The sequence below is a fragment of the Micromonospora sp. NPDC007220 genome, from assembly GCF_040634035.1.
GTDB lineage: Bacteria > Actinomycetota > Actinomycetes > Mycobacteriales > Micromonosporaceae > Micromonospora > Micromonospora reichwaldensis.
In genome coordinates, this window is record NZ_JBEYEU010000004.1 from 233,824 (window position 1) to 258,134 (window position 24,311).

Below are 24,311 nucleotides of genomic sequence, written 5' to 3' on the forward strand. Positions count from 1 at the left end.
CGGCCCCACCGACCGGCTCGCGGTGGCCGACGCCGTCGCCACCGCGAGCACCGGGTCGTACGCCCGGATCGTCGCGACGCTGATCCGGGTCACCGGCGACTGGACCCTGGCCGAGGACTGCGCCCAGGAGGCGTCGGCGCTCGCGCTGGCCCGATGGCCGGTGGAGGGCGTGCCCGCCAACCCGGGCGGCTGGCTGATGACGGTGGCCCGCAACCGCGCGATCGACGTGCTCCGGCGCTCCTCGGTCGAGCGGCGCAAGCTGCGTGAGCTGGCAGTCCTCACGCTGACCGGAGCGGAGCCCGAGCCGGGAACGGCGGGGGAGGGGGAGATCGTGGACGACCGGCTGCGGCTCGTCTTCACCTGCTGCCACCCGGCCCTGGCGCTGGAGGCGCGGGTCGCCCTGACGCTGCGTACGGTCTGCGGGGTGCCGACCGCCGACATCGCGCGGGCCTTCCTGGTCACCGAGTCGACCATGACCCGGCGGCTCACCCGGGCCAAGGCGAAGATCGCCGCCGCCGGCATCCCGTACCGGGTGCCGACCGGCCCGACGCTCGCGGAACGGCTCCCCGGCGTCCTCGCCGTGCTGTACCTGCTCTTCACCCGGGGCTACGACGCCGACGGCGAGCCCGCCTTCGCCGACGAGGCGATCCGCCTGGCCCGGCTGCTCGACCGGCTGATGCCGGGCCAGCCCGAGGTGGCCGCCCTGCTGGCCCTCTTCCTCCTCCAGCACTCCCGGCGCGCCGCCCGCCGCGACCGCGACGGCAACCTGCTCACCCTCGACCGGCAGGACCGCGCCCGCTGGGACCACGCCGCGATCGCCGAGGGCGTCGGCATCCTCGCGCGGGTCCCGGCGGACGGCCCGTACGCCCTCCAGGCCCGGATCGCCGCCTGCCACGCCACCGCCGCGTCCGCCGAGGCCACCGACTGGGGCGCGATCGCCGAGGCGTACGACCGGCTCGCCGAGTGGCAGCCGTCGCCGGTGGTCGAGCTGAACCGCGCCGTCGCGCACGGTTACGCGTACGGGCCGGCGGCGGGGCTGGCGCTGCTGGCCGCCGCCCGGGCCGGCGGGGCGCTGGACGGCTACCCGCTCGCCGTCGCCGCCGAGGCCGAACTGACCGCCCGGCAGGGCGACCGCGAGCGGGCCGCCGCGCTGTTCCGGCGGGCCGCCGACGCCCACCGCGGGGCGGAGCGCCGCGCCCTGCTGGAGCGCGCCGACCAGCTCAGCTGATGTGGTGCAGGATCACGTTGTGCACGTGGTGGCTCTTGTCGGCGCCCCGGAACTCCACCTCGTAGGTGTGCGTGCCGACGTGGATCGCGATGGCCCCGGTGGAGAAGAACGAGCCGCCCCACGACTTGTTGCTGACCACGCTGACGCTGGTGATCTTCGAGTACGGGATGCTGGTGATGGCGTACCGCTTACCGACGAAGGAGCGGTCCTGGATGATGACGCGCCGGTCGGTCAGGCCGATGAAGCCGGTGCCGGTGCCGACGGCGTCGTAGACGGCGATGATCTGTTCTCCGTGGAGCAGGCCGCTCTGGATCTGCTGGAACTGCTCCTTGCGGTCGTACGTCGCGTTCGCCATGCCCCCACGGTAGGCCGCGCGCGCCAACCGAAGATCACTGCCGGCGGGCGAGGACGAGGAACTCGCCGTCACCCCGGCCCACCGGCTCCCCGCCCCAGCCGCCGTGGATCCGGTCCACGGCGAAGCCGGCGGTCCGCAGCGAACCGCGCAGCTCCTCCTCCGTGCGGAAACGCAGGGTGGCCGAGCTGAGCAACTCCTCGCCGTCGCCGAAGAGGTAGTGGTGGGTGAAGTCGACCCGCCCGCCGGCCACCGTGTGGACCTCCGTCCACGCCCGGACCACCTCGCCGCCGGGCAGCGTGATCCGTCGCCGCGAGTCGACCGGGTTCCAGCGTTCCCACCGCCGGTCCGCCGGGTCGCGCGAGTCGAACGCCAGCCGGCCGCCGGGCACCAGCACCCGGGCCAGGTCGGCGAGCGTACGCGCCCACTCGTCGTCGTCCACGAGGAACTGCGCGACATGGCTGGTCAGCACCGCCACGTCGGACGACCGGTCCGGCAGTACGGCCGAGGTGCCCTCGACCCAGGTCACCCGCTCGGCGCCCGGCTTGGCGCGGGCGGCGTCCAGCGACGCGCCGGCCGGGTCGACGCCGGTGACGGTGTGGCCGGCCTCGGCCAGGGCGAGGGTGAGCCGCCCGGTGCCGCAGCCCAGGTCGATGACCCGTACGCCGGGCGTCTCGCCGACGACGGCGAGGAACCAGTCGTCGTCGCGCGACCAGGGGCACTCGGCGTCGTAGACCTCGACCAGCCGTGGATGGCGGAACTCTCCGTGCCTCATCGGCGTCGATCATGCCAGTCCGGGCGGGCCCCGTCAGGTCGTGTTCGCGTCGGTCGCGGCCCGCACGAACTCGTGGACCCGGGCCGTGCCGTTGCTCTCCCGCCAGACCAGGCCCCGCCGGATCGGTGGCGCGTCCCGGATCGGTACGTACGCCACGTCGGGGCGCGGGTAGTAGCGGCGCGTGTGCTCGCCCACCGGCAGCACCCCCCGCCCCATCGCGACCAGCGTCAGCATCTCCGAGAACGTGTTGCCCGCCGGCCCCTTCGGCACCGGCCGCCCCGACGGGGTCCGCTCGGGGGTGCGGTCGCGCTTGAACTCCGCCGAGGTCACGGCCGGGTACTGCACCACCGGGTGGTCGCCGAGCGTCTCCAGGGAGACCGACGCCTCCTGGGTCAACGGGTGCCCGGCGGTCACCGCGAGCAACCGTCGCTCCTCCAGCAGCGCCGGACCGCAGGCCATCCCGTCGAAGGGGTACGCGGCCATCAGGACGTCGACGGAGCCGTCGAGCAGGCTCTGCCGGGAGTTGAAGAGCTGCACCTCCCGCACCTCGACCTGGCAGTCGGGGTGGCGCTGCGAGAACAGGGCGACGGCCTTGAGCAGCGTCGGGGCGGTCCACTCGCCGAGGAAGGCGACCCGCAGCCGCCCGGTCACGCCCCGTCCCGCGTCGACGGCCCGGCGTACGGCGTCGTCGATGCCGGCGACCAGCGGCGCCAGGTCCTCGGCGAGTTGCCGCCCGATCGGGGTGAGCTGGACGACCCGGCTGGTACGGGTGAAGAGCGGGGCGCCGACGCGGCGTTCCAACTTCTTGACCACCTGGCTGATCCGCCCGGTGGTCACCCGCAGGCGCTCCGCCGTCCGGCCGAAGTGCAACTCCTCGGCGAGGGTCAGGAAGGTCTCCAGCTCGTGTCGTTCCAGCACGTCCCGCCCCATCGTTGAATCCGGCTCAACGATGGTAGTGCGATCGCGTCTTGGTCGACGTCGCCGGCCGGCGGATCGTGAGGGGCATGGAAACGACGACAGTCACCGACTACCTGGCCGATCTCGACGCCCCGCTGCGGGAGATCGGCGAGAAGCTGCGCCCCGTCATCGAGTCGGCCCTGCCGGGCGCGACCGGGGCGATGTGGCACGCACACCCGGTCTGGGGTCTCGGCGACCGGCCGGGGCGGCGCCCCGTCTGCCTCGTGAAGGCGTACGGCTCGTACGTCACCTTCGGGCTGTGGCGCGGCGCCGAGGTCACCGACCCCTCGGGGCGGCTGGTCGCCGGCGCCCGGCAGATGGCCTCCGTCAAGCTGCGCACCCTCGCCGACGTCGACCCCGCCCTGTTCACCGACTGGCTGCGCCAGGCCCACGCTCTGGAGGTCAGGTGAGCGCGGTACGGGTCACGGGCTTCGACCACCTGGTGCTCAACGTGACCGACGTGGAGCGCGCGCTGGACTTCTACTGCGGGCTGCTCGGCCTGGCCCCGGTGCGGGTCGACCAGTGGCGGGCCGGCGCGGTCCCGTTCCCCTCGGTACGGGTCGACGCGGGGACCATCATCGACCTCGTGCGCCGGGACCGGGGCGAATCCAACGTCGACCACTTCTGTCTGGTGGTGGAGCCGCTGGACTGGGCGGAGGTCGTCGCGTCGGGTGCCTTCGCGGTGATCGAGGGGCCGGTGGGCCGGTTCGGCGCGCGGGGCAGCGCCACCTCGCTCTACGTGCGGGATCCGGACGGCAACTCCGTCGAGCTGCGCTGGTATCCCCAGGACGCCGCCTGAGCGGCCGACGCCCCGGGCCGGGGCTCCGGGCGGAACGGGGTCAGGGCTGGGTGACCGCGCGGTAGGCGTCCTCGATGCGGGCGGCCAGCAGGACCTCCCCCTCGGTCAGCGGCGCGTTGCCGTGTCCCACCCGGATGCGGGTCTGGTCGGCCAGGCGGCTGATCTCCGGACGCAGGTGCAGCGCGTCGGCGACCACCTTCACCCGCTCGGTGAGGGCGGCGTGCTGCGAGTCGTCGATGACGAGGGTGCGTCGGATCTGCTCACCCTCGCGGATCCAGCCGGGGAGCAGGGTGAGAGCGTCGTCGAGGTAGTCGTGCTTGGATCGACTGCTGAACAGCGCGCGCATCACCGCACCTCCCAGGCGCCGTTGCCGGCTTGTGGCCAAATCGTCGCCGTCCCGTGTCTTGTCGGTGCCTTCTAGTCTGTCCTCGCATGCTGGGTGTGTCCACGCCCACACTTCCGGGTTCTCCTGCCCTGACGGTCGGCCACGCTACCCAAACCGCCGATTGATCTGGCACGCTGGACGCCCGTGCGGACCGAACGGGCGAATGGCGGCGGGCAGGCCGAGCGACGGGACCTCAGGGTGATCGTCGGGGCGGCGATCATCAGGGACGGCCGGGTGCTCGCCTGCGCCCGCTCAGCCCCGCCCGAGGTGGCGGGCATGTGGGAGTTTCCCGGCGGCAAGGTGGAGCCGGGCGAGAGCGAGACCGCCGCGCTCGCCCGCGAGTGCGCCGAGGAGTTGGCCGTACGCGTGGAGATCGGCGACCGGGTGGGCCGCAACGTCCGGATGGCCCACGGCCGCTCGGTGCTCAAGGTGTACGCGGCCCGCCTGCTGCACGACGACCAGCCGCAGGCCCTCGAACACTCGGCGCTGCGCTGGCTCTCCGCCGACGAGTTGGACACCGTCACCTGGCTCCCGGCCGACGCACCCATCGTCGCGGCCCTCCGGCCCATCCTGGCCGCCGCCTGAGCGGAAGCGGACATCCGAGCCGAAAGAGGACGGGGGCCGGCGGCATCAGCCGCGGCCCCCGTCGTCGTCAGCGCACGTCAGTGCTTGTCCTGCTCCGGGTGGGCGAAGTTCAGGTGCTCCGGCGGCAGCGGGAAGGTCACGTCGTCGCCGAACGGCGACGGCGCCGCCGCCCGGTCGAAGGTGAGCTCCGTCAGCGGCAGCCTGCCGTGGTCGTCGACGGCGGGCGCGGTCGGCCTCGGCACCTCGCGGTCCCAGTTGACGCCGCGCTGCGCCTGCACCTCGGCCCGCGGGTCGTGGGAGCCGCCCGCGTGCGAGTGCACGCCCCCGTGGGCGGCGCTGCCGCGGACCGCGCCGCTGGCGTGTTCGCTGGTCACGATGGTCTGAGGCACCTGACCCCTCCGGAAGATCTTGCTACCAAGCCACACGAGGGGATCGTACCTGCGGTCGACGACCCGTTCCTTCATGGGGATGATCCCGTTGTCGGTGATCTTGATGTGCTCGGGGCAGACCTCGGTGCAGCACTTGGTGATGTTGCAGAATCCGAGACCCTGCTCGGCCTGCGCGTACTCCTTGCGGTCGCTCTTCGCGTCCAGCGGGTGCATGTCCAGCTCGGCCGCCCGGATGAAGTACCGCGGCCCCGAGAACGCCTGCTTGTTCTCCTCGTGGTCCCGGATCACGTGGCAGACGTTCTGGCACAGGAAGCACTCGATGCACTTGCGGAACTCCTGCGAGCGCTCCACGTCGACCTGCTGCATCCGGTACTCGCCGGGCGCCAGGTCGGCCGGCGGCGCGAACGCCGGCGTCTCCCGCGCCTTCTCGTAGTTGAACGAGACGTCGGTGACCAGGTCCCGGATCACCGGGAAGGTGCGCAGCGGGGTGACCGTGACCGTCTCGTCCTCCGTGAAGGTGGACATCCGGGTCATGCAGCTCAGCCGCGGCTTGCCGTTGATCTCCATCGAGCAGGAGCCGCACTTGCCGGCCTTGCAGTTCCAGCGGCAGGCCAGGTCGGGGGCGTCGGTCGCCTGGAGCCGGTGGATGACGTCGAGGACCACCTCGCCCTCGTTGACCTCCACCATGTAGTCCTGGAGGTCGCCGCCGTTCTCGTCGCCGCGCCAGATGCGGAACTGGCGCTTCGCGCCCGGCTTCCCGGGCCCCTGGGGGTTCTGGTTACCCATGCGTCAGCGCTCCTTCTCGGTCTCGACGTCGGCGACCTGGGCGTCGAACTCGGCGAGTTCCTCGTCCGTGAGGTACTTGGCCAGCTCCGCGCGGTCGAAGAGGCCGATCAGCTCCGGGCGCATCCTCGGCAGCGGCTTGCGCTCCAGGCGCACCGCGTCGCCGTCGAGGGAGCAGACCAGGTTGACCCGACGCCACGCCGGATCCATCGCCGGGTGGTCCTCCCGGGTGTGCCCGCCGCGCGACTCGCGCCGCTCCAGCGCCGCCTTCGCGGTGCACTCCGAGACCACCAGCATGTTGCGCAGGTCGAGCGCCAGGTGCCAGCCCGGGTTGTAGCGCCGGCCGCCGCTCGCGCTGACCTTCGCCACCCGCTCCCGCAGCTCCGCCAGCCTGCCCAGCGCGTCGACCAGCTCGCCCTCGCGCCGGATGATGCCGACCAGGTCGCCCATCACCGCCTGGAGGTCCTGCTGGAGGGTGTACGGGCTCTCGCCGGTGTCCCGCTGCAACGGGGCCAGGGCCGTCTCCACCGCGGCCTCCACGGCGGCGACGCCCACCTTCGGGCGCGCGGGGAGGCTGTCGGCGTACGTGGCGGCGTGGCCGCCCGCGCGCTTGCCGAACACCAGCAGGTCGGACAGGGAGTTGCCGCCGAGCCGGTTGGAGCCGTGCATGCCGCCGGACACCTCGCCCGCGGCGAAGAGCCCCCGCACGTGGCCGAACGCGGCCCCGCTGTCCGGGTCGACCTCGACACCGCCCATCACGTAGTGACAGGTCGGCCCGACCTCCATCGGCTCCTTGGTGATGTCGACGTCGGCCAGCTCCTTGAACTGGTGGTACATCGACGGCAGGCGGCGGCGGATCTCCTCCGCCGGCTTGCGGGAGGCGATGTCCAGGTAGACGCCGCCCGCCGGCGTGCCCCGCCCGGCCTTGACCTCGCTGTTGATCGCCCGGGCCACCTCGTCGCGCGGCAGCAGCTCCGGCGGTCGCCGGTTGTTGTCCGGGTCGGTGTACCAGCGGTCCGCCTCCTCCTCGGTCTCCGCGTACTGCTTGCGGAAGACGTCGGGGACGTAGTCGAACATGAACCGCTTGCCGTCGGAGTTCTTCAGCACGCCGCCGTCGCCGCGCACCGACTCGGTGACCAGGATGCCCTTCACCGAGGGCGGCCAGACCATGCCGGTCGGGTGGAACTGGAGGAACTCCATGTTGATCAGCGTCGCGCCGGCCCGCAGCGCGAGCGCGTGCCCGTCACCCGTGTACTCCCAGGAGTTCGAGGTGACCTTGTAGGAGCGGCCGACGCCGCCGGTCGCCAGCACCACCGCGGGCGCCTCGAAGAGGACGAACTCGCCGGACTCCCGGTAGTAGCCGAACGCGCCGGCGACCCGGTCGCCGTCGAGCAGCAGCTCGGTGATCGTGGTCTCGGAGAAGACCTTGATCCGGGCGTCGTACGAGCCGTGGTCGCGCTTGTCCTCCTGCTGGAGCGACACGATCTTCTGCTGGAGGGTGCGGATCAGCTCCAGGCCGGTCCGGTCGCCGACGTGCGCCAGGCGGGGGTACTCGTGGCCACCGAAGTTGCGCTGCGAGATCTTCCCGTCCTTGGTGCGGTCGAAGAGCGCACCGTACGTCTCCAGCTCCCAGATCCGCTGCGGCGACTCCTTCGCGTGCAGCTCGGCCATCCGGAAGTTGTTGAGGAACTTGCCGCCGCGCATCGTGTCGCGGAAGTGCACCTGCCAGTTGTCCCGGCTGTTCACGTTCCCCATCGCGGCGGCGGCGCCGCCCTCGGCCATCACCGTGTGTGCCTTGCCGAAGAGCGACTTGGAGATGATCGCGGTCTTCTTGCCGGCGAGACGGGCCTCGATCGCGGCGCGCAGGCCGGCGCCGCCGGCCCCGATCACGACGACGTCGTAGTGGTGTCGTTCGATTCGCGTTGTGTTGGTCATGTCAGGGGCCCTCTAGTTGATGAACCGCAGGTCGTTGAACCAGCCGGCCGCGACCGCCATGACGTAGAAGTCCGTCAGGGCCAGCGTGCCGAGGGTGATCCAGGCGAGCTGCATGTGCCGGACGTTCAGGGCGGAGACGAAGCTCCAGGCCCGGTAGCGCACCGGGTGCTTGGAGAAGTGCTTGAGCCGCCCGCCGATGATGTGCCGGCACGAGTGGCAGGAGATCGTGTACGCCCACAGCATGACCACGTTCAGGAGCAGGACGATGTTGCCCAGCCCGAACCCGAACCCCTTGGGGGAGTGGAAGGCCAGGACCGCGTCCCAGGTGTTGATCAGCGAGATGATCGCGGCGGCGTAGAAGAAGTAGCGGTGCAGGTTCTGGCCCAGCAGCGGGAACCGGGTCTCGCCGCCGTAGGACTTGTGCCCGTCGGGGACCGCGCAGGCGGGCGGCGACAGCCAGAACGACCGGTAGTAGGCCTTGCGGTAGTAGTAGCAGGTGAGCCGGAACAGCAGCAGGAACGGCAGCGTCAGCGCCGCGTCCGGGATGATCCACCAGCCGGGCAGGAACCGTCCGAAGTGGGAGGCGCCCTCCACGCACCGCTCGGTCACGCAGGGCGAGTAGAACGGGGTCAGGTAGTGGAAGTCCTCGACCCAGTACCACTTGTGCATGAAGACCCGGACCGTCGCGTACGCCACCCACGCGCTGAGCCCGATCACGGTGATCAGCGGGGCGAGCCACCAGCGGTCGGTTCGCAACGTCTTCGCCGCGATGGCGGCGCGCGCCCGCGCTCCCCGCGGCCTCGTTGCCGTTGATGTCATTAGAGTCGTCTCCCTGACAGGACCCTCACGGGCGGATCAAGTTCCGGTCGGCAACGCGGACCGGCAGACCCGCACCCGCTTGCCACGTCATGCGCACACCAACGACCGCGCCGGTGATACGGCGCAGCTAAGTGACACACGTTACGCCGATCTTCGCGAGCCGTCCGCGCAAGGCAGTGTCCCGTGTGTCCCGGCCGGTGGAAAGCCCCGCACGATGATCGATGTCCGGATGTTAAGAACCTCACCCGGCGCCTGTCCGGCGTACCGGAGCGGCTCACCCGAAAAGCGTCCCGCGGCGGTGGCCCGTCAGGCGAGCAGGTCCGCCGGCCGGATCGTGGCCCGGACCGGCTCGGTCAGCTCCAGCGTCTCGCCGGCCTTGGTCACCGACCGCTCGACGTAGTGGGCGCCCTGCCGCTGGTAGACGTGCACGCTCAGCGTCTCCTGCTCCACCAGGAGATACCACTCGATGCCGGCCGCCGCGTAGTAGTGCATCTTGAGCACCTTGTCGGTGGCCGCGTTGCCCGGCGAGATGATCTCGCAGACCAGCCTCACGTCGGCCGCCTCGATCCAGGGGTCGTCGAGGTCGATCGGGCCCGTGACGACGAGGTCCGGGATGGGGATGCGCCCCGGCCGGAGCCGGACGTTCACCGCTTCCAGCAGCTCCAGCCCGAGGGCTTCGGCAGCGGGTTCGAGGATGTTGCCCAGCCTGCGTGAGAGGCGCTGGTGGCGGGGCGTGGGGGCTGGGGTCACGTGAAGGCTCCCGTCGAAGAGTTCGACGCGCTGCTGCGTCTCGCCGAGGGCGAGGTACTCCTCTTCACTCCACGGGCCGTCGTGGTCGAACACCGCCGCGGTCATCGTCACCTCCACCTCGTGCCGGGGGACATCCTTGCGGGACTGCCGCGCCCATCGTCGCACCCGCTGTCCGGGGGCGTGAGGTCAACGCCGGTGAATGCCGAGGTGAGGGCTGTTCACGCCCGTTGCAGAGTCGTTACGCTGTGGCCCGCTGACAGCTCCGGTTATGTAGCTTATTTTCACCCTCAGTGCTTTCCTGTAAGTTCTCTTCGTCGCTGAGGGAGGCGGTCGTGGACAGGCCGGAGTCGGCACCGTCCGGGAAACCGGACCGCCCCAACGTGCCGGAGCAGCGCTCCGGCCAGGACCCCTACCTGCGGGTGAGCGACCTGCGGGTCCGGTTCGACACCGAGGACGGCGTGGTGCGCGCCGTCGACGGGGTGTCGTTCGAGGTGGCCCGGGGACGCACCCTCGGCATCGTCGGTGAGTCCGGCTCGGGCAAGAGCGTCACCTCGCTGGCCATCCTCGGGCTGCACAGCGCCAAGCGGACCAGCATCACCGGCGAGATCTCCGTCGGCGGCCGCCAGCTTGTCGGCCTGCCGGACGAGGAGGTACGCCGGCTGCGCGGCCGGGACATTGCGATGATCTTCCAGGATCCGCTGTCCGCGCTGCACCCGTACTACACAGTGGGCCGGCAGATCGCCGAGGCGTACCGGGTGCACCACCCGAAGGCCGGCAGGCGCGAGGCCCGCCAGCGCGCGGTGGACATGCTGGGCCGGGTCGGCATCCCGCAGCCGGCCCGCCGCTTCGACCAGTACCCGCACGAGTTCTCCGGGGGCATGCGGCAGCGGGCGATGATCGCCATGGCGCTGGTCAACGACCCGGACCTGCTGATCGCCGACGAGCCGACCACCGCCCTGGACGTGACGGTGCAGGCGCAGATCCTCGACCTGCTGGCCGACCTCCAGGCCGAGTTCAACTCCGCGATCATCCTGATCACCCACGACCTGGGCGTGGTCAGCCAGGTCGCGGACGAGGTGCTGGTCATGTACGGCGGGCGGGCCGTCGAGCACGGCAGCGTCGAGCAGGTGCTCCGCCGGCCGCAGCACCCGTACACCTGGGGTCTGCTCTCCAGCGTGCCCTCGCTGCACGGCGACGCGGACGCGGACCTGGTGCCGATCAAGGGCAACCCGCCGAGCCTGATCAACCTGCCGTCCGGCTGCGCCTTCCACCCGCGCTGCCGCTACGCCGACCGCAACGGCGACCGGTCCCGCACCGAGGTCCCGGAGCTGCGCCCGGCGGGCGCGCCCGGCCACCTGGTGGCCTGCCACCTCTCCGCCGACGACCGGACCCGGCTGTACGCGGAGGACATCGCCCAGGTGGGAGTGGCCCGGTGAGCGCGAGGAACGCAGCGCAGCGGAGTCCCGCAGTCGCGAACGGAAGGTGGGCTCCGGTGAGCGCGAGGAACGCAGCGCAGCGGAGTCCCGCAGTCGCGAACGGAGGTTGGCTCCGATGAACGTGGAGATCAAGGAGCCGGTGGAGCCGCTGCTGCGGGTGCGCGGGCTGGCCAAGCACTTCCCGGTGCGCAACGGGCTTCGGCGTAGCGGCCTGGTCCGGGCCGTGGACGGGCTGGACTTCGACGTGCGCCCGGGCGAGACGCTCGGCCTGGTGGGCGAGTCCGGCTGCGGCAAGACGACCACCGGTCGGATGCTGGTGCGCCTGCTGGAGCCCACGGCGGGCAGCATCGAGTTCGCCGGGCGGGACATCACCCACGCGGGCCGCCGCGAGCTGCGGGCGCTGCGGCAGGACCTCCAGATCATCTTCCAGGACCCGTACGCGTCGCTGAACCCCCGGCACACCGTGGGCCGGATCGTGGCGATGCCGTTGCAGGTCAACGGGATCACCCCGCCGGGCGGGGTGAAGAAGCGGGTCCAGGAGCTGCTGGAACTGGTCGGGCTGAACCCGGAGCACTACAACCGCTACCCGCACGAGTTCTCCGGCGGCCAGCGGCAGCGCATCGGCATCGCCCGCGCGCTCGCCCTGCAACCCAAGCTGATCGTCGCCGACGAGCCGGTTTCCGCCCTGGACGTGTCGATCCAGGCGCAGGTGGTCAACCTGCTGCGCGACCTGCAACGCGACCTCGGTCTGGCGTTCGTCTTCATCGCCCACGACCTGGCCGTGGTGCGGCACTTCTGCCAGCGGGTCGCCGTCATGTACCTCGGCAAGGTCGTCGAGATCGGCGACCGGGACGACATCTACGAACGGCCGCAGCACCCGTACACCCGGGCCCTGCTCTCGGCCATCCCCGACGTCACCCAGCTCGGCGCGGCGGGCCGGATCCGGCTCTCCGGGGACGTCCCGACGCCGCTGGACCCGCCGTCGGGTTGCCGCTTCCGCACCCGGTGCTGGAAGGCGCAGGAGCGGTGCGCCACCGAGGAGCCGGCGCTGGTGTCGCGCGACGGCGGCGCCCAGGCCATCGCCTGCCACTTCCCCGAGACGGGGCCGGTCGGCGCCACCACGGGACCGGCCGGCGACGACGCGCGGCCGGTGGACCCCGGGTCGGCCGGGGTCGGCACGACCGCCGAGGAGGTGGCGAAGTGAGCTTGTCCCCGGTCGAGGGCACGGCGCTGGCCGAGATCGAATCCGGCGGCGACGCCGGCGAGGGGAAGACGCTGGTCGGCCGCTCGCCGGGTCAGCTCGTCCGCAGCCGGCTGCGCAGCGACCGTACGGCCCTGGTGAGCGGCGTGGTGCTGGTCTTCTTCGTGCTGCTGGCGGTGGGCGCGCCCCTGGTCCAGCGGCTCTACGGGGTGACCCCGAACGAGCAGTTCGGCGAGCTGCTGGACAGCACGGGGATGCCGCTGGGATACGTCGGCGGGATCAGCGGCGACCACTGGTTCGGTCTGGAGCCCGGCCTGGGCCGGGACATCTTCATGCGGATGATCTACGGCATCCGCACCTCGTTGCTGATCGCGCTCGGCGCGGCCCTGATCACCACCACGATCGGCGTGGTCCTCGGGATCCTCGCCGGCTACCTCGGCGGGGTGGTGGACGCGGTGATCAGCTGGATCACCGACGTGGCGCTGGCGATGCCGTTCCTGATCTTCGCGCTGGCCGTGGTCCCGACGTTCTCGCTGCGCTTCTACGGCCCGCGCGACGAGGTGCCGACCTGGTTCGCGGTCACCACGCTGATCGTGGTCTTCACCGCGTTCGGCTGGACCAGCACCGCGCGGCTGGTACGCGGCCAGGTGGTGTCGCTGCGCGAACGCGAGTTCGTGGAGGCGGCCAAGGCCAGCGGCGCGGGGCTGGGGCACATGCTCTTCCGGCAGCTGCTGCCGAACATCTGGGCCCCGATCCTGGTGTCGTTCTCGCTGCTGGTGCCGTCGTACGTGACCAGCGAGGCGGCGCTGTCCTTCCTCGGCGTCGGGCTGCCCGAGTCGGTGCCCAGCTTCGGCCGGATGATCTACCGGAGCATCGACTACCTGCAGACCGACCCGGCCTACGTCTTCTTCCCCGGCATCACGATCTTCGCGCTCGTGCTGGCGTTCAACCTCTTCGGCGACGCGTTGCGTGACGCGCTCGACCCGAAGTCGTCACGGTAAGGGGTACTGCGCATGGTGCGCTTCCTGGTGAAGCGGGTGCTGCTGGCGATCTCGGTGCTGTTCGCGGTGAGTGTGGTCAGCTTCCTGCTGTTCTTCGCGCTGCCCGCCGACCCGGTGACCGGCATGTGCCCGAAGAACTGCAACGCCGAGCGTCTGGAGCGGGTGCGGACGGAGTTGGGGCTCAACGAGCCGAAGGTGCAGCAGTACGCCGACTACATGAAGGGCATCTTCGTCGGCCGTGACCTGGGCAGCGCCCAGGGCGGCGAGTGCGCGGCGCCCTGCCTCGGCTACTCGTACGTCAACAGCGAGGCGGTCACCGACACCTTCGCCCGGGTGCTGCCGGTGACGTTGAGCATCGTCCTGCCCGCGGCGGTGCTGTGGCTCGCCATCGGGGTCGGGCTCGGCATGGTCTCGGCCCTGCGGCGCGGCTCGCTGCTGGACCGGATCTCGATCGGCCTCACCCTGACCTTCGCCTCGCTCCAGCTCTACTTCGTCGGCGCGGTCCTGTTGCTGATCTTCGTCTACACCCTGCGGATCCTGCCCACGCCGCGGTACACGTCGCTGTTCGAGAATCCCGTGGAGTGGGCGCGGGGACTGGTGCTGGCCTGGGTCACCCTGGCGCTGCTCTTCTCCGCGATCTACGCCCGGCTGTCCCGGGCCCAGATGCTGGAGACGCTCTCCGAGGACTACGTGCGTACCGCCCGGGCCAAGGGCATGCCGAAGCGGCAGGTGTACGGCAAACACGCGCTGCGGGCGGCGATCACGCCGATCGTCACCATCGCCGGTCTCGACGTGGGCACGGCGCTCGGCGGCACGGTGATCACCGAGACCACCTTCGGCATCCAGGGGCTGGGGCGTACGGCGGTGGAGGCGGTCAGCCAGGGGGACCTGCCGACCATCATGGGGACGGTGCTGATCGCCGCGCTGTTCGTGGTCGTCGCCAACATGCTCGTCGACCTGCTCTATGCGTTCATCGACCCCCGGGTGCGCCTCGGCTGACCCGAGGCGTGCCGGGTGCCGATCGTTGTAGCCCCGTTATCTGCTCGAAATTTACCGTCATTGAAGGCTAGGCGAAGCTTTCCTTCATCGGCGATCCGGAGGAGTGAGTATGCGAGCAAGACGCGTCACCGCCCTGGGCGGTGCGATCGCACTGATGGTTTCCCTCGGTGCGTGCAGCGAGAACACCGGTGACGACACCGGCGGGGTGGACACCACCAAGCCGCGCACCGGTGCCATCGCGACCGACCCCAAGGACTCTCTCGGCCCGGCGCCGGAGGTGCCCGGCGCGGCCAAGGGCGGCACGTTCTACATCCTGCGGGAGAACAAGATCTCCCACATGGACCCCCAGCGGATCTACTCGTTCGCCGGCCTGATGGGAAGCCAGCTCTACGCCCGCTTCCTCACCACCTTCAAGGACGACGGCAAGGGCAACGTCACCCTGGTCGGCGACCTGGCCGAGACCCCCGGCACCAACGTCAACAACGACTGCAAGGTCTGGGAGTTCAAGGTCAAGCAGGGGGTGAAGTTCGAGGACGGCCGGCCGATCACCAGCAAGGAGATCGCGTACGGCATCGCCCGGTCCTTCGACCCGGACCTCACCGGCGGCCCGACCTACCTCCAGGAGTGGCTGGTCGACAGCCCGCAGTACGACACCAAGTGGGACTTCAAGGCCAACAAGACCTCGCTGCCGCCGGGGCTGACCACGCCCGACGAGAAGACCCTGCGCTTCGAGTTCAACAAGCCCCGCTGTGACCTGCCGTTCGCCGTTTCGCTGCCGGCCACCGCGCCGCTGCCGGCCGACAAGGACACCGGCGTCAACCTGGACAACCAGCCGTTCTCCTCGGGCCCGTACAAGTTCACCAAGCACACCCCGGGCGTCGAGATCGTGCTCGAGCGCAACGAGCACTGGGACGCGGCCACCGACGCCGTGCGCCACCAGTACCCGGACAAGTTCGTCTGGTCGCTGGGCGCGGACCAGGCCGCCCAGACCAACCGGGTGCTCGCCGGCACCGGCAACGACGCCGCGGCGGTCGCCACCGGCGGTGTCCCGTCGGAGCTGCTCGCCAAGGTCACCGGCGACCCCAAGCTCAAGGAGCGGATGATCGTCGCGGCCACGCCGAACGCGTACCGCCTGAGCATCAACACCGCCCGGGTCACCGACCTGTCGGTGCGGCAGGCGATCAACCACGCGATCGACCGCACCAGCATCACCAAGAACCTCGGCGGTCCCTACGGCGCCGTGCCGATGACCACGCTGCTGCCGCCCACCACGCTCGGCTACAAGCAGTTCGACGCGTACCCGGCCGGCGACGGCGGCAACCCGGAGAAGGCCAAGGAACTGCTCGCCGGCAAGACGCAGAACCTGGTGCTGCTCACCTCCGACGTGACCAGCTCCCAGGAGCGGGCCACGCAGATCAAGAACGCGCTGGAGAAGGCCGGCTTCACCGTCACGATCAAGACGATCCCCGAGGACGGCTACCTCGACACGGTGAAGAAGAAGGACAACCCGTACGACATCTGGGTCGACTCGTGGGCGGCCGACTGGCCCAGCGGCGCGTCGATCCTGCCGGTGCTCTTCGACGGCCGTGGCATCAAGGCCGAGGGCAACAGCAACACCTCGCAGCTCAACAACGAGGCGCTCAACACGGAGTTCGACCGGATCCTCGCGCTCGACCCGGCCAAGCAGGCCGACGAGTGGAGCAAGATCGACGAGCGGCTCATGAAGGAGACGGCGCCGGCGGTGCCGCTCTACGTCGAGGTGGTCTCCGTCGCGCACGGCGAGAAGGCCGGCGGCGTCTTCATCGGCAGCATCTTCGGCTGGCCGAGCTTCGTGGACGCGTACGTCAAGCAGTGACAACGCCCGTGAGGCGGTGACACCCCAGCGGTGACACCGCACGGACCGACCCCCGGTCGACAACGTCGTCGGCCGGGGGTCGCCGTGTCGGTGGGCTGCCCGCGACCGCTCGGCGGCGCCACCGCCCGGCCGACCCGCGACTGCTCGGCGGGCCCGCCACCCGGGCGGCCCGCGGCGGCGGGGACGGCCGCGCCGGGGCGCGGCTAGAGGTGCCGGCGGACGAAGTCGAGTTCCAGCCTGAGCAGGCGCTCGGCGATGCCGCCGGCGGCCATGTGGGTGGCCCCGGTCAGCGGGAGCACGGAGTGCGGCCGGCCGGTCGCCAGCAGCGCCGCCGACAGCCGCAGCGTGTGCGCGGCCACCACGTTGTCGTCGACCAGGCCGTGCACCAGCAGCAGCGGCCGGGCCGCCTCCCCGGCCGGCACGGGCTCGCCGGCCAGCTCCACCAACGAATGGTGCGCGTAGATGTCCGTGCCGTCGTCCGGCAGGCCCAGGTAGCGCTCCGTGTAGGCCGTGTCGTACAGCGCCCAGTCGGTGACCGGCGCTCCGACGATGCCGCACCGGAACAGCTCCGGGTGCCGCAGCACCGCCAGCCCGGCCAGCCAGCCGCCGAACGACCAGCCCCGCACCGCCACCCGCTCCAGGTCCAGGTCGGGGTGCTTGCCGGCCAACGCGGTGAGCGCGTCCACCTGGTCGAGCAGGACGACGTCGGCCACCCGGCGGTGGATCGCCTTCTCGAAGGAGGGGGCCACCCCCGGCGTACCCCGGTTGTCGATGGTGACGACCGCGAAGCCGGCGTCGGCCCACCACTGCCGCTCCAGCCACGCCGCGCGGGCCGCGAGCACCTCCTGGTGCCCCGGCCCGCCGTAGACGTCCAGCAGCACCGGCAGCCGCCGGCCGGTGACGTAGTTGTCCGGGTAGAGCACGGCCGTCGGCAGCCGCCGGTCGGTGACCCGCTCCAGCAGCGGCAGCGGCGCGTACGGCGGGGTGGCGGCGAGCGAGCGCAGCACGGCCACCTCCTGCTCGCCCCGCCGCACCGTCCAGCGGACGCCCGCGTGGTCGAGCGAGGCGCACCCCACCACCAGCACGTCCCCGCCCACGGCGGCGGTGTGCCAGCCCGGGTCGGTGGTGATCCGGCGGGCGTCCACGCCGCCGCCGATGGTGGTGCGCACCCGGAACAGGTGCCGTTCGCTCGGCTCGCCGTCGCTCGCCTCCACCAGCAGGTCGGCCGGGCCGCTGCCGCCGGGCAGCCGCCCCACCACCCGCCGCACGTAGAGCGAGGGCGGGGTGAGCAGGGTGCCGTCGGCGAAGAGGCAGCGGGCGTCGTACCCGTCGTGGGCGAGCTCGCCGCCGACGAGCACCCGGCCGTCCGGCAGGTGCGCCGGGGTGCCGGGGATCGGCTCCACCCAGCGCGGGTCGGCCAGCTCGGCGTGCACCTGGGTCTCGCCGGTGCGCGGGTCGACGGCGAGCACCAGGCCGTGCTGCTGGGAGCGGCGCAGCACGGTGATCAGCGGGCCCCCGTCGGCCCAGTGCACGGCCGTCAGGTACGGGTAGGTCTCCCGGTCCCAGTGCACGTCGACCCAGCCGTCGTCGAGATCCAGCAGGTGCAGGCTGACCTCGGCGTTCGCGGTGCCCGCCCGGGGGTACGCGACGGTGGTCGGCGGGCTCGCCGGGTCGGCCGGGTCGTGCAGGTGCCAGCGCTCCACGCGGGACTCGTCCACCCGGGCGGCCAGCACCGCACGACCGTCCGGCGCCCACCAGTAGCCGCGGTAGCGGTCGAACTCCTCGGCCGCGATGTGCTCGGCCAGCCCCCAGGTCACCCCGGAGTCCTCGCCGGCCAGCAGGGTGTCCGTGCCGTCGTGCTCGACCACCCGCAGCTGCCCCCGTCGGACCCCCTCAGCGGCGTCGGTGACGTACGCCAGGCGCTGCCCCGTGGGATCGGGCCGGGGGTCGAGCACCGGGCCGACGGTGGCCACCTCGACCACGTCGCCGTGCACCAGGTCGGCCCGGAACAGCCGCCCGGCCAGCGCGAAGACCGCCACCCGGCCGGCGCCGTCCAGCGTGTAGGAGCCGATGCCGGAGGCGCTCAGCCGCAGCCGCTCGCGCAGCGCGCGCTCGCCCGGGCTCAGCGCGCCGGCGTCGGCGTCGGCCCCGAGCAGCGCCGCCGGGTCGGCGACGAGCCGCTCCTCGCCGGTCGCCACGTCGAGCTGCCAGAGCGCGTCGGCCGGGTCCTCCGGGCCGGCCGAGCGCAGGAAGACCACCCGGGAGCCGTCGTCGGCCACGGTGACCGCCCGCGGCGCTCCGCGGCTGAACCGGCGGGTGCGGGCGGCCAGCTCCGGAAAGTCCACAGTCCAGATCGTAGAGCGGGGACCGGGGGTGATGTGGCCGACCTGCGCGGACGCGTCGGGGTCGGCGGAGGAGAACCGCCGGATAGAGTGACCGGCGTGACGACGCTGCCTGACCGCCGCCTCCTGCTGGTCCACGCGCACCCCGACGACGAGTCCATCGGCACCGGCTCGACGATGGCGCACTACGCCGCCGCCGGCGCTCACGTCACCCTGGTGACCTGCACCCTCGGCGAGGAGGGCGAGATCCACGTGCCGGCGCTCGCCCAGCTCGCCGCGGCCGAGGCCGACCAGCTCGGCGGTTGGCGGATCGCCGAGCTGACCGCCGCCTGCGCCGCGCTCGGCGTCACCGACCACCGCTTCCTCGGCGGCGCCGGCCGTTACCGCGACTCCGGCATGATGGGCCTCGCCACCAACGAGCACCCCCGCGCCTTCTGGCAGGCCGACCTCGACGAGGCCGCCGGGCACCTGGTGGAGATCATGCGGGAGGTACGCCCGCAGGTCATGGTCACGTACGACGACAACGGCTTCTACGGGCACCCGGACCACATCCAGGCGCACCGGGTGGCGATGCGCGCGTACGAGCTGGCCGACGCGGAGGGCTTCGCCCCGGCGAAGGTCTACTGGACGGCGATGCCGCTCAGCGTGCTGGAGGCCGGCCTGACCCACTTCGCCGAGTCGGCGGACAACCCGTTCGCCGGCATCCAGGACATCTCGGAGCTGCCCTTCGGCACCCCCGACGCGCAGATCGCCGCCCGGATCGACGCCACGGACCAGCACGCCGCCAAGGAGGCGGCGATGCGCGCGCACGCCACCCAGATTCCCGACGCCTCCTGGCTCTACTCGATCGCCGGCAACTTCGGCAGCGAGTTCATGGGCGTGGAGTACTACACCCTCGCGGTGGGCGGGAGGGGACCCGGCAGCGGCCCGTACGGCTGGGAGGACGACCTCTTCGCCGGGCTGGACGCCGCCGACGGTCCGGACCGGTCCCCGGTCTCGGCGGCCGGTAACCGGTGACCCTGCCCGTCGCGTCGATGTCGACCGCCCCGCAGGAGACCGTCCCGCCGCCGTCCGGGCCGTCCCGGCGGCTGCTCGACCTCGCCCTGCGGGTGGCCGGCGGACTGGTCGCCGTCCTCGCCGGGACGCTCACCGCGGTGCTGGAGCTGCTGCTGGCCACGCTCCGGGTCGGCGGGCACCTGATCGGCGTCTCGGTGCTCGTCGCGATCGCCGCGAACATCGCGCTGAGCTGGTTCGCGCACGAGGCCGTCGGTCGCCGGTGGGCCGTGGTGCTGCCCGCGACGCCCTGGTTCGTCCTGATGTCGGTGGCGGCGGTCCGCACCGCGGAGGGGGACCTGCTCGTCACCGGCGACAACTGGGTCGGCCTGGCGATGATCGTGGCCGGCGCGATGACCTTCGCGGTGATGGGTTTCCGGCAGATCCTGGCACCGCCACCGGTCCGGTCGGGGGACTGACGGAGCACAGGTTCCGGTGGTAGACATTCCTGCCAGGAGGCCCGCCGCTTCGGCGGGCGGTACGGCGGGAGGCGTGCGATGAGTGAGCGGTGGCGCGCGATCGGGGTTCTCGCGGTCGCGCTGTTCGCGGTCAACGTGGTCGCCCGGCTGGTCACCCGGTTCGGTTTCGACGGCGACGACACGGCCGCCGCCGACCGGGTGTCGCTGGGGATGTTCGTGGTGATCGGGCTGGTCCTGGCGGCGGTCGCCTTCGTGTGGGGCAGGCGTCGCCCCGTCTCGGCCTGGAGCGCGGACCTGGCCGCCGCGGTCGGCATCGCGCTGCTGCTGACGGTGCTGGTCGGGCCGCTGCTGGTCGGCAACGACCCGTTCGGCGGGGGTGCGGGCACCTTCTTCGCCCAGATCTGGCTCTACCTCGCGGCAGCCGGCGTGGGTGTGCTGCTCGGCTACCTGCTCCTCACGGCGCTGGGCCTGGACCACCGCTCGCAGTCCCTCAAGCGCTACGCCGAACTGAGGGCCACCAAGCCCCGCCGAGTAGTCCGCCGCTAACCCACCCCGACCCCACCCACCCCCCCACTCCACCCCCTGACCTCGTTGATCATGAAGTTATTGCCGCTGTAAGCGCTTTCCGCTGGCAACATTTTCATGATCAACGCTGTGGTGGGCGGGGCGGTCAGGGGGGTGGGGTGCGGGTCAGGTAGGTGTGGTGGGTGGTGAAGCCCAGGGTGCGGTAGAGGGTCACCGCCGGGGTGTTGCGCTGCTCGACCTGGAGGAAGGCGCGCGAGGCGCCGGTCGCGGCGCCCCAGTCGGCCAGCGCGCGGATGATCCGGCCGGCCAGGCCCTGTCGCCTGGCCTCGGGCAGCACCTCGACGAGGCTGAGCCCGAGCCAGCGGCCCTGCCCGGTGACCGTGCCCCGGCCGATGGCGAGCAGCGTGCCGTCGGCGTACACGTGGGCGAAGCGGACCTGGTCCACGGCGGTGAGCACGTGCCGGGCGGCGTCCGGCAGGCCGCCCTTGCGGCCGGCGGCGACGGCGAGCCAGTCGTCCGACGGCTCGGCGGTCAGCTCGACCGGCGGCGCTCCGGCGGGCTCCGGCGCGGCCGGCGGCAGCCCCGCCAGCGGCACGGTCTGTACCAGCACGGGCGGCCTGCCGACCCAGCCCCGGGCGTCCAGCTCCGCGCCCACCGGGGCGGCGAGCGGCAGCGGGGTGTTGACCATCGGCGGTTGACCGAGGTCGGCGTACCAGCGCTCCACCGCGTCGAGCGCGGCGGGCAGGGGCCGGTCCGGGTCGCCCACGGGCAGCGCCGAGTTGGCCCGACCGGTCCAGCCGTCGGCCGCGCGCAGCCGCCAGTCGCCGAGCCGTCCCCGCACGGCGGCGGGCCACGCCTCGTCGGCGGCCAGTTCCAGCTCGACCACGGCCGCCGCGGTGGGGCGACGGGCCGGCGGCACCCGCTTGGCCCGGTGCACCTCGGCCACGGGGATCCGGAGCCGGCCCTGCGCGGTGGCGAGTGTGAGATGGGTTTCGCTCAGCTCGACCAGCTCGCCGAGGGCGTCCGAGAAGAGCGGCCGACCCTCGCGAATCCCCACGATTCGGCGAACCACGATCCGGTGTCCCACATCCTGCTGTCGGAGCACGATCGACCCCCTCCCCGGCGAGATACTAGGCTCTAACCGTCGCGGGTGATCGCGGCGTGTCTTGCGGAGGAGAAGACCGGTGACCTACATCATCGCCGAGCCGTGCGTGGATGTGCTCGACAAGGCTTGCATCGAGGAATGCCCGGTCGACTGCATTTACGAGGGCAACCGGATGCTCTACATCCACCCCGACGAGTGCGTCGACTGTGGGGCCTGTGAGCCGGTCTGCCCGGTCGAGGCGATCTTCTACGAGGACGACGTCCCGGAGCAGTGGAAGGACTACACCGGCGCCAACTACGAGTTCTTCGAGGAGTTGGGTTCGCCCGGCGGCGCCTCGAAGATCGGCAAGGTGGAGAAGGACGCGACCTTCGTCGCCGCGCAGCCGCCGCGCGGCGAGGGCCACTGAACCGGCCCGCGCCGGTCTCGTCACGGCTGCCGGAGTTCACCTGGGACACCCTGGACGCCGCGGCCGCACTGGCCGCGGCGCACCCTGAGGGCCTGATCAACCTCTCCATGGGTACGCCGGTCGACCCGGTGCCCGAGGTGATCCGGCGGGCGCTGGCCGACGCGTCCAACGCGCCGGGCTACCCGCTGACCGCTGGCACGCCTGTGCTGCGCGAGACGATCGCGGCCTGGGTGGCACGGGCCTGCGGCGCCGGCGTCGACGGCCTCGGCGTGCTGCCGACGATCGGCTCCAAGGAACTCGTCGCCTGGCTGCCGACCCTGCTCGGGATCGGTCCCGGCGACGTCGTCGTGGTGCCCTCGATCGCCTACCCGACGTACGAGGACGGGGTCCGGCTCGCCGGCGCCACCGTCGTGCGCGCCGACTCGCTGACCGCCGTCGGCCCCACCTCCCGGGTGCGCCTGGTCTGGGTCAACTCGCCGGGCAACCCGACCGGCCGGGTGCTGCCGGCGGCCCACCTGCGCAAGGTGGTCGACTGGGCCCGGGAGCGCGGCGCGGTGGTCGCCAGCGACGAGTGCTACCTGCCGCTGGGCTGGGCCGCCGAGCCCGTCTCGGTGCTCTCGCCCGAGGTCTGCGGCGGGTCGTACGACGGGGTGCTGGCCGTGCACTCGCTCTCCAAGCGGTCCAACCTGGCCGGCTACCGGGCGGGATTCGTGGCGGGCGACCCGGCACTGGTGGCGGAGCTGCTCAAGGTCCGCAAGCACGCCGGGATGATCGTGCCGGCGCCGGTGCAGGCGGCGATGGTGGCCGCGCTGCGCGACGAGCGGCACGCCGACGAGCAGCGGGAGCGCTACCGGGCCCGGCGGGACACCCTGCACGCCGCGTTCACCGACGCCGGCTTCACCGTCGAGCACTCCGAGGCCGGGCTCTACCTCTGGCTGACCCGGGGCGAGGACTGCTGGGAGACGGTCGACTGGCTGGCCCGGCGGGGCATCCTCGCGGCTGCCGGCGTCTTCTACGGCCCGGGCGGCCGGCAGCACGTCCGGGTGGCGCTGACCGAGTCCGACGAGCACGTGGCGGCGGTTGCCGGCCGGCTGCGCGCCTGAGTGACCGCCGAGGCGCGTGATGGTGGAGAGTTCGCGAGGGCGACCCCGGGTCGCCGTGGTGGGCACCGGCCTCATCGGCGGTTCGGTCCTGCTGCGGCTGCACGAGGCGGGGCTGGAGGTCGCCGGCTGGGACCCGGACCGGGCCACCCGGGCGGACGGGCGCGCACGCGGGATGACCTTCCCCGACGACCTGGGCGGGGCCGTCCGCGACCGTGACGTCGTGTTCCTCTGCGGCCCGCTGCCGAGGCTGCCGGAGACCCTGCTCACCGTCGCCAAGCACGCCGGGGACGGCTGCGTCCTCACCGACGTGGGCAGCACGAAGGGCGCGGTGGCCGCCTTCGCCACGGCCAACGGGTTGACCGACCGGTTCGTACCGGGCCATCCGATGGCGGGCACCGAACGCTCCGGGCTCGCCGCCGCCGTGCCGGCGCTGTTCGAGGGGGCCGCGTGGGTGCTCTGCCCGGCGGCCGAGGGGATCCGGCCGTTCCGGATGCTGTCCAACCTCATCGTGGACGTCTTCGCCGCCCGGGTGGTGCCGATGTCGCCGGCGGTGCACGACTCGGTGGTGGCGCTCTCGTCGCACATCCCCCACCTGCTCGCCGGCAGCCTCGCCGGCGCGGTGGCGAAGTCGGACCTCCGGGACGCCGTGCTGGGCCTCGCCGCGGGCAGCTTCCGGGACGGCACCCGGGTCGCCGGCACCCCGGCCCGGCGTACGGCCGACATGCTCTTCGACAACCGCGAGCAGGTGGTGCGACAGCTCGGCCAGGTCGCCGCGTTCCTCGACGGGCTCGCCACCGCGTTGCGCGAGCAGGACATCGACGCCCTGGTCGGTCACTTCGAGGGGGCGCGGGACCTGCGTACCGTCCTGTTCGACCGTGACCTGCTCGCCCACCGGCAGGAGTTCCCCGCCGACGGCGACCACCGCGCCGAGGTGGAGTTCCTGCTGGAGCTGGGGGCCGCCGGCGGTTACCTCACCGAGTGCCGGGTCGACGGCGACCGGGTCGCCTACACGGGCCACCTCCCGGCGACGGCCCACTCGGCCTGATCCGGACCGGCCGGGGCGTGCGCACCGGGCCGCCGACCGCACCCCGGTCGACGTGCGGTCGGAC

25 protein-coding genes are annotated in these 24,311 nt (G+C 72.3%); 15 read left to right on the forward strand and 10 right to left on the reverse strand.

What is annotated here, in order from left to right; translation table 11 throughout:
• Window positions 1-22: 22 nt before the first annotated feature.
• Window positions 23-1,228 (forward strand): DUF6596 domain-containing protein, encoded by a 1,206-nt coding sequence (locus ABZ573_RS11645; RefSeq protein WP_358117864.1) that lies wholly within the window; start codon window positions 23-25, stop codon window positions 1,226-1,228.
• Here the strand turns inward: ABZ573_RS11645 and ABZ573_RS11650 are convergent.
• The 3 genes from ABZ573_RS11650 to ABZ573_RS11660 are packed head-to-tail and all read right to left on the reverse strand — an operon-like array spanning window position 1,221 to window position 3,273.
• Window positions 1,221-1,583, reverse strand: a complete 363-nt coding sequence (locus tag ABZ573_RS11650; protein WP_088998502.1) for a PH domain-containing protein — start codon at window positions 1,581-1,583, stop codon at window positions 1,221-1,223. The two genes, ABZ573_RS11645 and ABZ573_RS11650, sit on opposite strands and share 8 nt — an antisense overlap.
• Window positions 1,584-1,617: 34 nt before the next feature.
• The gene (locus tag ABZ573_RS11655) at window positions 1,618-2,355 is read right to left on the reverse strand and encodes a class I SAM-dependent methyltransferase (protein WP_358117658.1); all 738 of its coding nucleotides are present in this window, start codon (window positions 2,353-2,355) and stop codon (window positions 1,618-1,620) included.
• 33 nt (window positions 2,356-2,388) lie between these two features.
• On the reverse strand, window positions 2,389-3,273 hold the full coding sequence (locus ABZ573_RS11660) for a LysR family transcriptional regulator (RefSeq protein WP_358117867.1): 885 nt from the start codon (window positions 3,271-3,273) through the stop codon (window positions 2,389-2,391).
• 86 nt (window positions 3,274-3,359) lie between these two features.
• Between ABZ573_RS11660 and ABZ573_RS11665 the strand changes: the two genes are divergently transcribed.
• On the forward strand, window positions 3,360-3,722 hold the full coding sequence (locus ABZ573_RS11665; RefSeq protein WP_358117661.1) for a DUF1801 domain-containing protein: 363 nt from the start codon (window positions 3,360-3,362) through the stop codon (window positions 3,720-3,722).
• Window positions 3,719-4,111 (forward strand): VOC family protein, encoded by a 393-nt coding sequence (locus ABZ573_RS11670; protein ID WP_327029527.1) that lies wholly within the window; start codon window positions 3,719-3,721, stop codon window positions 4,109-4,111. Before ABZ573_RS11665 ends, ABZ573_RS11670 begins: the two co-directional genes overlap by 4 nt.
• Before the next feature lie 40 nt (window positions 4,112-4,151).
• Here ABZ573_RS11670 and ABZ573_RS11675 read toward each other — a convergent pair whose 3' ends face one another.
• Window positions 4,152-4,457 carry a 4a-hydroxytetrahydrobiopterin dehydratase gene (locus ABZ573_RS11675; protein WP_151455029.1) on the reverse strand — a complete coding sequence of 102 codons (306 nt, stop codon included), beginning with the start codon at window positions 4,455-4,457 and terminating at the stop codon, window positions 4,152-4,154.
• 183 nt (window positions 4,458-4,640) lie between these two features.
• On the opposite strand from ABZ573_RS11675, the gene ABZ573_RS11680 reads away from it, so the two are divergent.
• A complete protein-coding gene (locus ABZ573_RS11680) occupies window positions 4,641-5,081 on the forward strand; it encodes a (deoxy)nucleoside triphosphate pyrophosphohydrolase (protein ID WP_327029526.1) in 441 nt (146 codons plus the stop codon).
• Between the two features lie 77 nt (window positions 5,082-5,158).
• On the opposite strand, the gene ABZ573_RS11685 is transcribed toward ABZ573_RS11680, so the two are convergent.
• The 4 genes from ABZ573_RS11685 to ABZ573_RS11700 all read right to left on the reverse strand — a co-directional run bounded on the left by ABZ573_RS11685 (window position 5,159) and on the right by ABZ573_RS11700 (window position 9,862).
• Entirely contained in the window at window positions 5,159-6,256 is a 1,098-nt protein-coding gene (locus ABZ573_RS11685; protein WP_151455027.1) for a succinate dehydrogenase/fumarate reductase iron-sulfur subunit, read from the reverse strand.
• A gap of 3 nt (window positions 6,257-6,259) precedes the next feature.
• Window positions 6,260-8,188, reverse strand: coding sequence for a fumarate reductase/succinate dehydrogenase flavoprotein subunit (locus ABZ573_RS11690; RefSeq protein WP_151455026.1), 1,929 nt, complete (start codon window positions 8,186-8,188; stop codon window positions 6,260-6,262).
• Between the two features lie 12 nt (window positions 8,189-8,200).
• Window positions 8,201-9,007, reverse strand: a complete 807-nt coding sequence (locus ABZ573_RS11695; protein WP_151455025.1) for a hypothetical protein — start codon at window positions 9,005-9,007, stop codon at window positions 8,201-8,203.
• A 306-nt stretch (window positions 9,008-9,313) separates the two neighbouring features.
• Window positions 9,314-9,862, reverse strand: a complete 549-nt coding sequence (locus ABZ573_RS11700) for a Uma2 family endonuclease (RefSeq protein WP_358117666.1) — start codon at window positions 9,860-9,862, stop codon at window positions 9,314-9,316.
• Window positions 9,863-10,137: 275 nt separating this feature from the next.
• On the opposite strand from ABZ573_RS11700, the gene ABZ573_RS11705 reads away from it, so the two are divergent.
• The 5 genes from ABZ573_RS11705 (at window position 10,138) to ABZ573_RS11725 (ending at window position 16,249) form a co-directional block, all read left to right on the forward strand.
• Window positions 10,138-11,193 (forward strand): ABC transporter ATP-binding protein, encoded by a 1,056-nt coding sequence (locus ABZ573_RS11705; protein ID WP_327031098.1) that lies wholly within the window; start codon window positions 10,138-10,140, stop codon window positions 11,191-11,193.
• 115 nt (window positions 11,194-11,308) lie between these two features.
• Window positions 11,309-12,397, forward strand: coding sequence for a dipeptide ABC transporter ATP-binding protein (locus ABZ573_RS11710; protein WP_151455022.1), 1,089 nt, complete (start codon window positions 11,309-11,311; stop codon window positions 12,395-12,397).
• Complete coding sequence (locus tag ABZ573_RS11715; protein ID WP_151455021.1) at window positions 12,394-13,395, forward strand: ABC transporter permease; 1,002 nt, start codon at window positions 12,394-12,396, stop codon at window positions 13,393-13,395. The genes ABZ573_RS11710 and ABZ573_RS11715 overlap by 4 nt, the downstream gene beginning before the upstream one ends.
• Window positions 13,396-13,407: 12 nt before the next feature.
• Window positions 13,408-14,394, forward strand: a complete 987-nt coding sequence (locus ABZ573_RS11720) for an ABC transporter permease (RefSeq protein ID WP_151455020.1) — start codon at window positions 13,408-13,410, stop codon at window positions 14,392-14,394.
• Window positions 14,395-14,503: 109 nt separating this feature from the next.
• On the forward strand, window positions 14,504-16,249 hold the full coding sequence (locus ABZ573_RS11725) for an ABC transporter substrate-binding protein (RefSeq protein WP_327029524.1): 1,746 nt from the start codon (window positions 14,504-14,506) through the stop codon (window positions 16,247-16,249).
• Between the two features lie 203 nt (window positions 16,250-16,452).
• Here the strand turns inward: ABZ573_RS11725 and ABZ573_RS11730 are convergent, their stop codons facing one another.
• Window positions 16,453-18,594, reverse strand: coding sequence for a prolyl oligopeptidase family serine peptidase (locus ABZ573_RS11730; protein ID WP_358117671.1), 2,142 nt, complete (start codon window positions 18,592-18,594; stop codon window positions 16,453-16,455).
• A gap of 87 nt (window positions 18,595-18,681) precedes the next feature.
• Between ABZ573_RS11730 and mshB the strand changes: the two genes are divergently transcribed.
• From mshB to ABZ573_RS11745, 3 genes are all read left to right on the forward strand, one after another.
• Window positions 18,682-19,608 carry an N-acetyl-1-D-myo-inositol-2-amino-2-deoxy-alpha-D-glucopyranoside deacetylase gene (mshB, locus tag ABZ573_RS11735; RefSeq protein ID WP_358117674.1) on the forward strand — a complete coding sequence of 309 codons (927 nt, stop codon included), beginning with the start codon at window positions 18,682-18,684 and terminating at the stop codon, window positions 19,606-19,608.
• Between the two features lie 17 nt (window positions 19,609-19,625).
• Window positions 19,626-20,063 (forward strand): hypothetical protein, encoded by a 438-nt coding sequence (locus tag ABZ573_RS11740; protein ID WP_151455035.1) that lies wholly within the window; start codon window positions 19,626-19,628, stop codon window positions 20,061-20,063.
• Between the two features lie 78 nt (window positions 20,064-20,141).
• Window positions 20,142-20,609, forward strand: a complete 468-nt coding sequence (locus ABZ573_RS11745; RefSeq protein WP_151455016.1) for a hypothetical protein — start codon at window positions 20,142-20,144, stop codon at window positions 20,607-20,609.
• Window positions 20,610-20,733: 124 nt separating this feature from the next.
• On the opposite strand, the gene ABZ573_RS11750 is transcribed toward ABZ573_RS11745, so the two are convergent.
• Window positions 20,734-21,693 (reverse strand): GNAT family N-acetyltransferase, encoded by a 960-nt coding sequence (locus tag ABZ573_RS11750; RefSeq protein ID WP_327029522.1) that lies wholly within the window; start codon window positions 21,691-21,693, stop codon window positions 20,734-20,736.
• Window positions 21,694-21,772: 79 nt separating this feature from the next.
• On the opposite strand from ABZ573_RS11750, the gene fdxA reads away from it, so the two are divergent.
• From fdxA to ABZ573_RS11765, 3 genes are read left to right on the forward strand one after another with little or no spacing between them, the layout of a single operon-like run.
• Window positions 21,773-22,099 (forward strand): ferredoxin, encoded by a 327-nt coding sequence (fdxA, locus tag ABZ573_RS11755; protein ID WP_091422126.1) that lies wholly within the window; start codon window positions 21,773-21,775, stop codon window positions 22,097-22,099.
• The gene (gene dapC, locus ABZ573_RS11760) at window positions 22,096-23,202 is read left to right on the forward strand and encodes a succinyldiaminopimelate transaminase (RefSeq protein WP_357577850.1); all 1,107 of its coding nucleotides are present in this window, start codon (window positions 22,096-22,098) and stop codon (window positions 23,200-23,202) included. The genes fdxA and dapC overlap by 4 nt, the downstream gene beginning before the upstream one ends.
• A gap of 19 nt (window positions 23,203-23,221) precedes the next feature.
• On the forward strand, window positions 23,222-24,247 hold the full coding sequence (locus ABZ573_RS11765; protein ID WP_358117678.1) for a prephenate dehydrogenase/arogenate dehydrogenase family protein: 1,026 nt from the start codon (window positions 23,222-23,224) through the stop codon (window positions 24,245-24,247).
• Window positions 24,248-24,311: the final 64 nt, after the last annotated feature.

Excerpts from the sequence above, each read along its gene's own strand:
- ABZ573_RS11650 (WP_088998502.1), bottom strand. The coding sequence starts at position 1,583 with ATGGCGAACGCGACGTACGACCGCAAGGAGCAGTTCCAGCAGATCCAG.
- ABZ573_RS11710 (WP_151455022.1), top strand. The coding sequence starts at position 11,309 with ATGAACGTGGAGATCAAGGAGCCGGTGGAGCCGCTGCTGCGGGTGCGC.
- ABZ573_RS11690 (WP_151455026.1), bottom strand. The coding sequence starts at position 8,188 with ATGACCAACACAACGCGAATCGAACGACACCACTACGACGTCGTCGTG.
- ABZ573_RS11685 (WP_151455027.1), bottom strand. The coding sequence starts at position 6,256 with ATGGGTAACCAGAACCCCCAGGGGCCCGGGAAGCCGGGCGCGAAGCGC.
- ABZ573_RS11700 (WP_358117666.1), bottom strand. The coding sequence starts at position 9,862 with ATGACCGCGGCGGTGTTCGACCACGACGGCCCGTGGAGTGAAGAGGAG.
- ABZ573_RS11720 (WP_151455020.1), top strand. The coding sequence starts at position 13,408 with ATGGTGCGCTTCCTGGTGAAGCGGGTGCTGCTGGCGATCTCGGTGCTG.
- ABZ573_RS11665 (WP_358117661.1), top strand. The coding sequence starts at position 3,360 with ATGGAAACGACGACAGTCACCGACTACCTGGCCGATCTCGACGCCCCG.
- ABZ573_RS11725 (WP_327029524.1), top strand. The coding sequence starts at position 14,504 with ATGCGAGCAAGACGCGTCACCGCCCTGGGCGGTGCGATCGCACTGATG.
- ABZ573_RS11675 (WP_151455029.1), bottom strand. The coding sequence starts at position 4,457 with ATGCGCGCGCTGTTCAGCAGTCGATCCAAGCACGACTACCTCGACGAC.
- ABZ573_RS11655 (WP_358117658.1), bottom strand. The coding sequence starts at position 2,355 with ATGAGGCACGGAGAGTTCCGCCATCCACGGCTGGTCGAGGTCTACGAC.
- ABZ573_RS11745 (WP_151455016.1), top strand. The coding sequence starts at position 20,142 with ATGAGTGAGCGGTGGCGCGCGATCGGGGTTCTCGCGGTCGCGCTGTTC.
- ABZ573_RS11695 (WP_151455025.1), bottom strand. The coding sequence starts at position 9,007 with ATGACATCAACGGCAACGAGGCCGCGGGGAGCGCGGGCGCGCGCCGCC.
- ABZ573_RS11740 (WP_151455035.1), top strand. The coding sequence starts at position 19,626 with ATGTCGACCGCCCCGCAGGAGACCGTCCCGCCGCCGTCCGGGCCGTCC.
- ABZ573_RS11765 (WP_358117678.1), top strand. The coding sequence starts at position 23,222 with ATGGTGGAGAGTTCGCGAGGGCGACCCCGGGTCGCCGTGGTGGGCACC.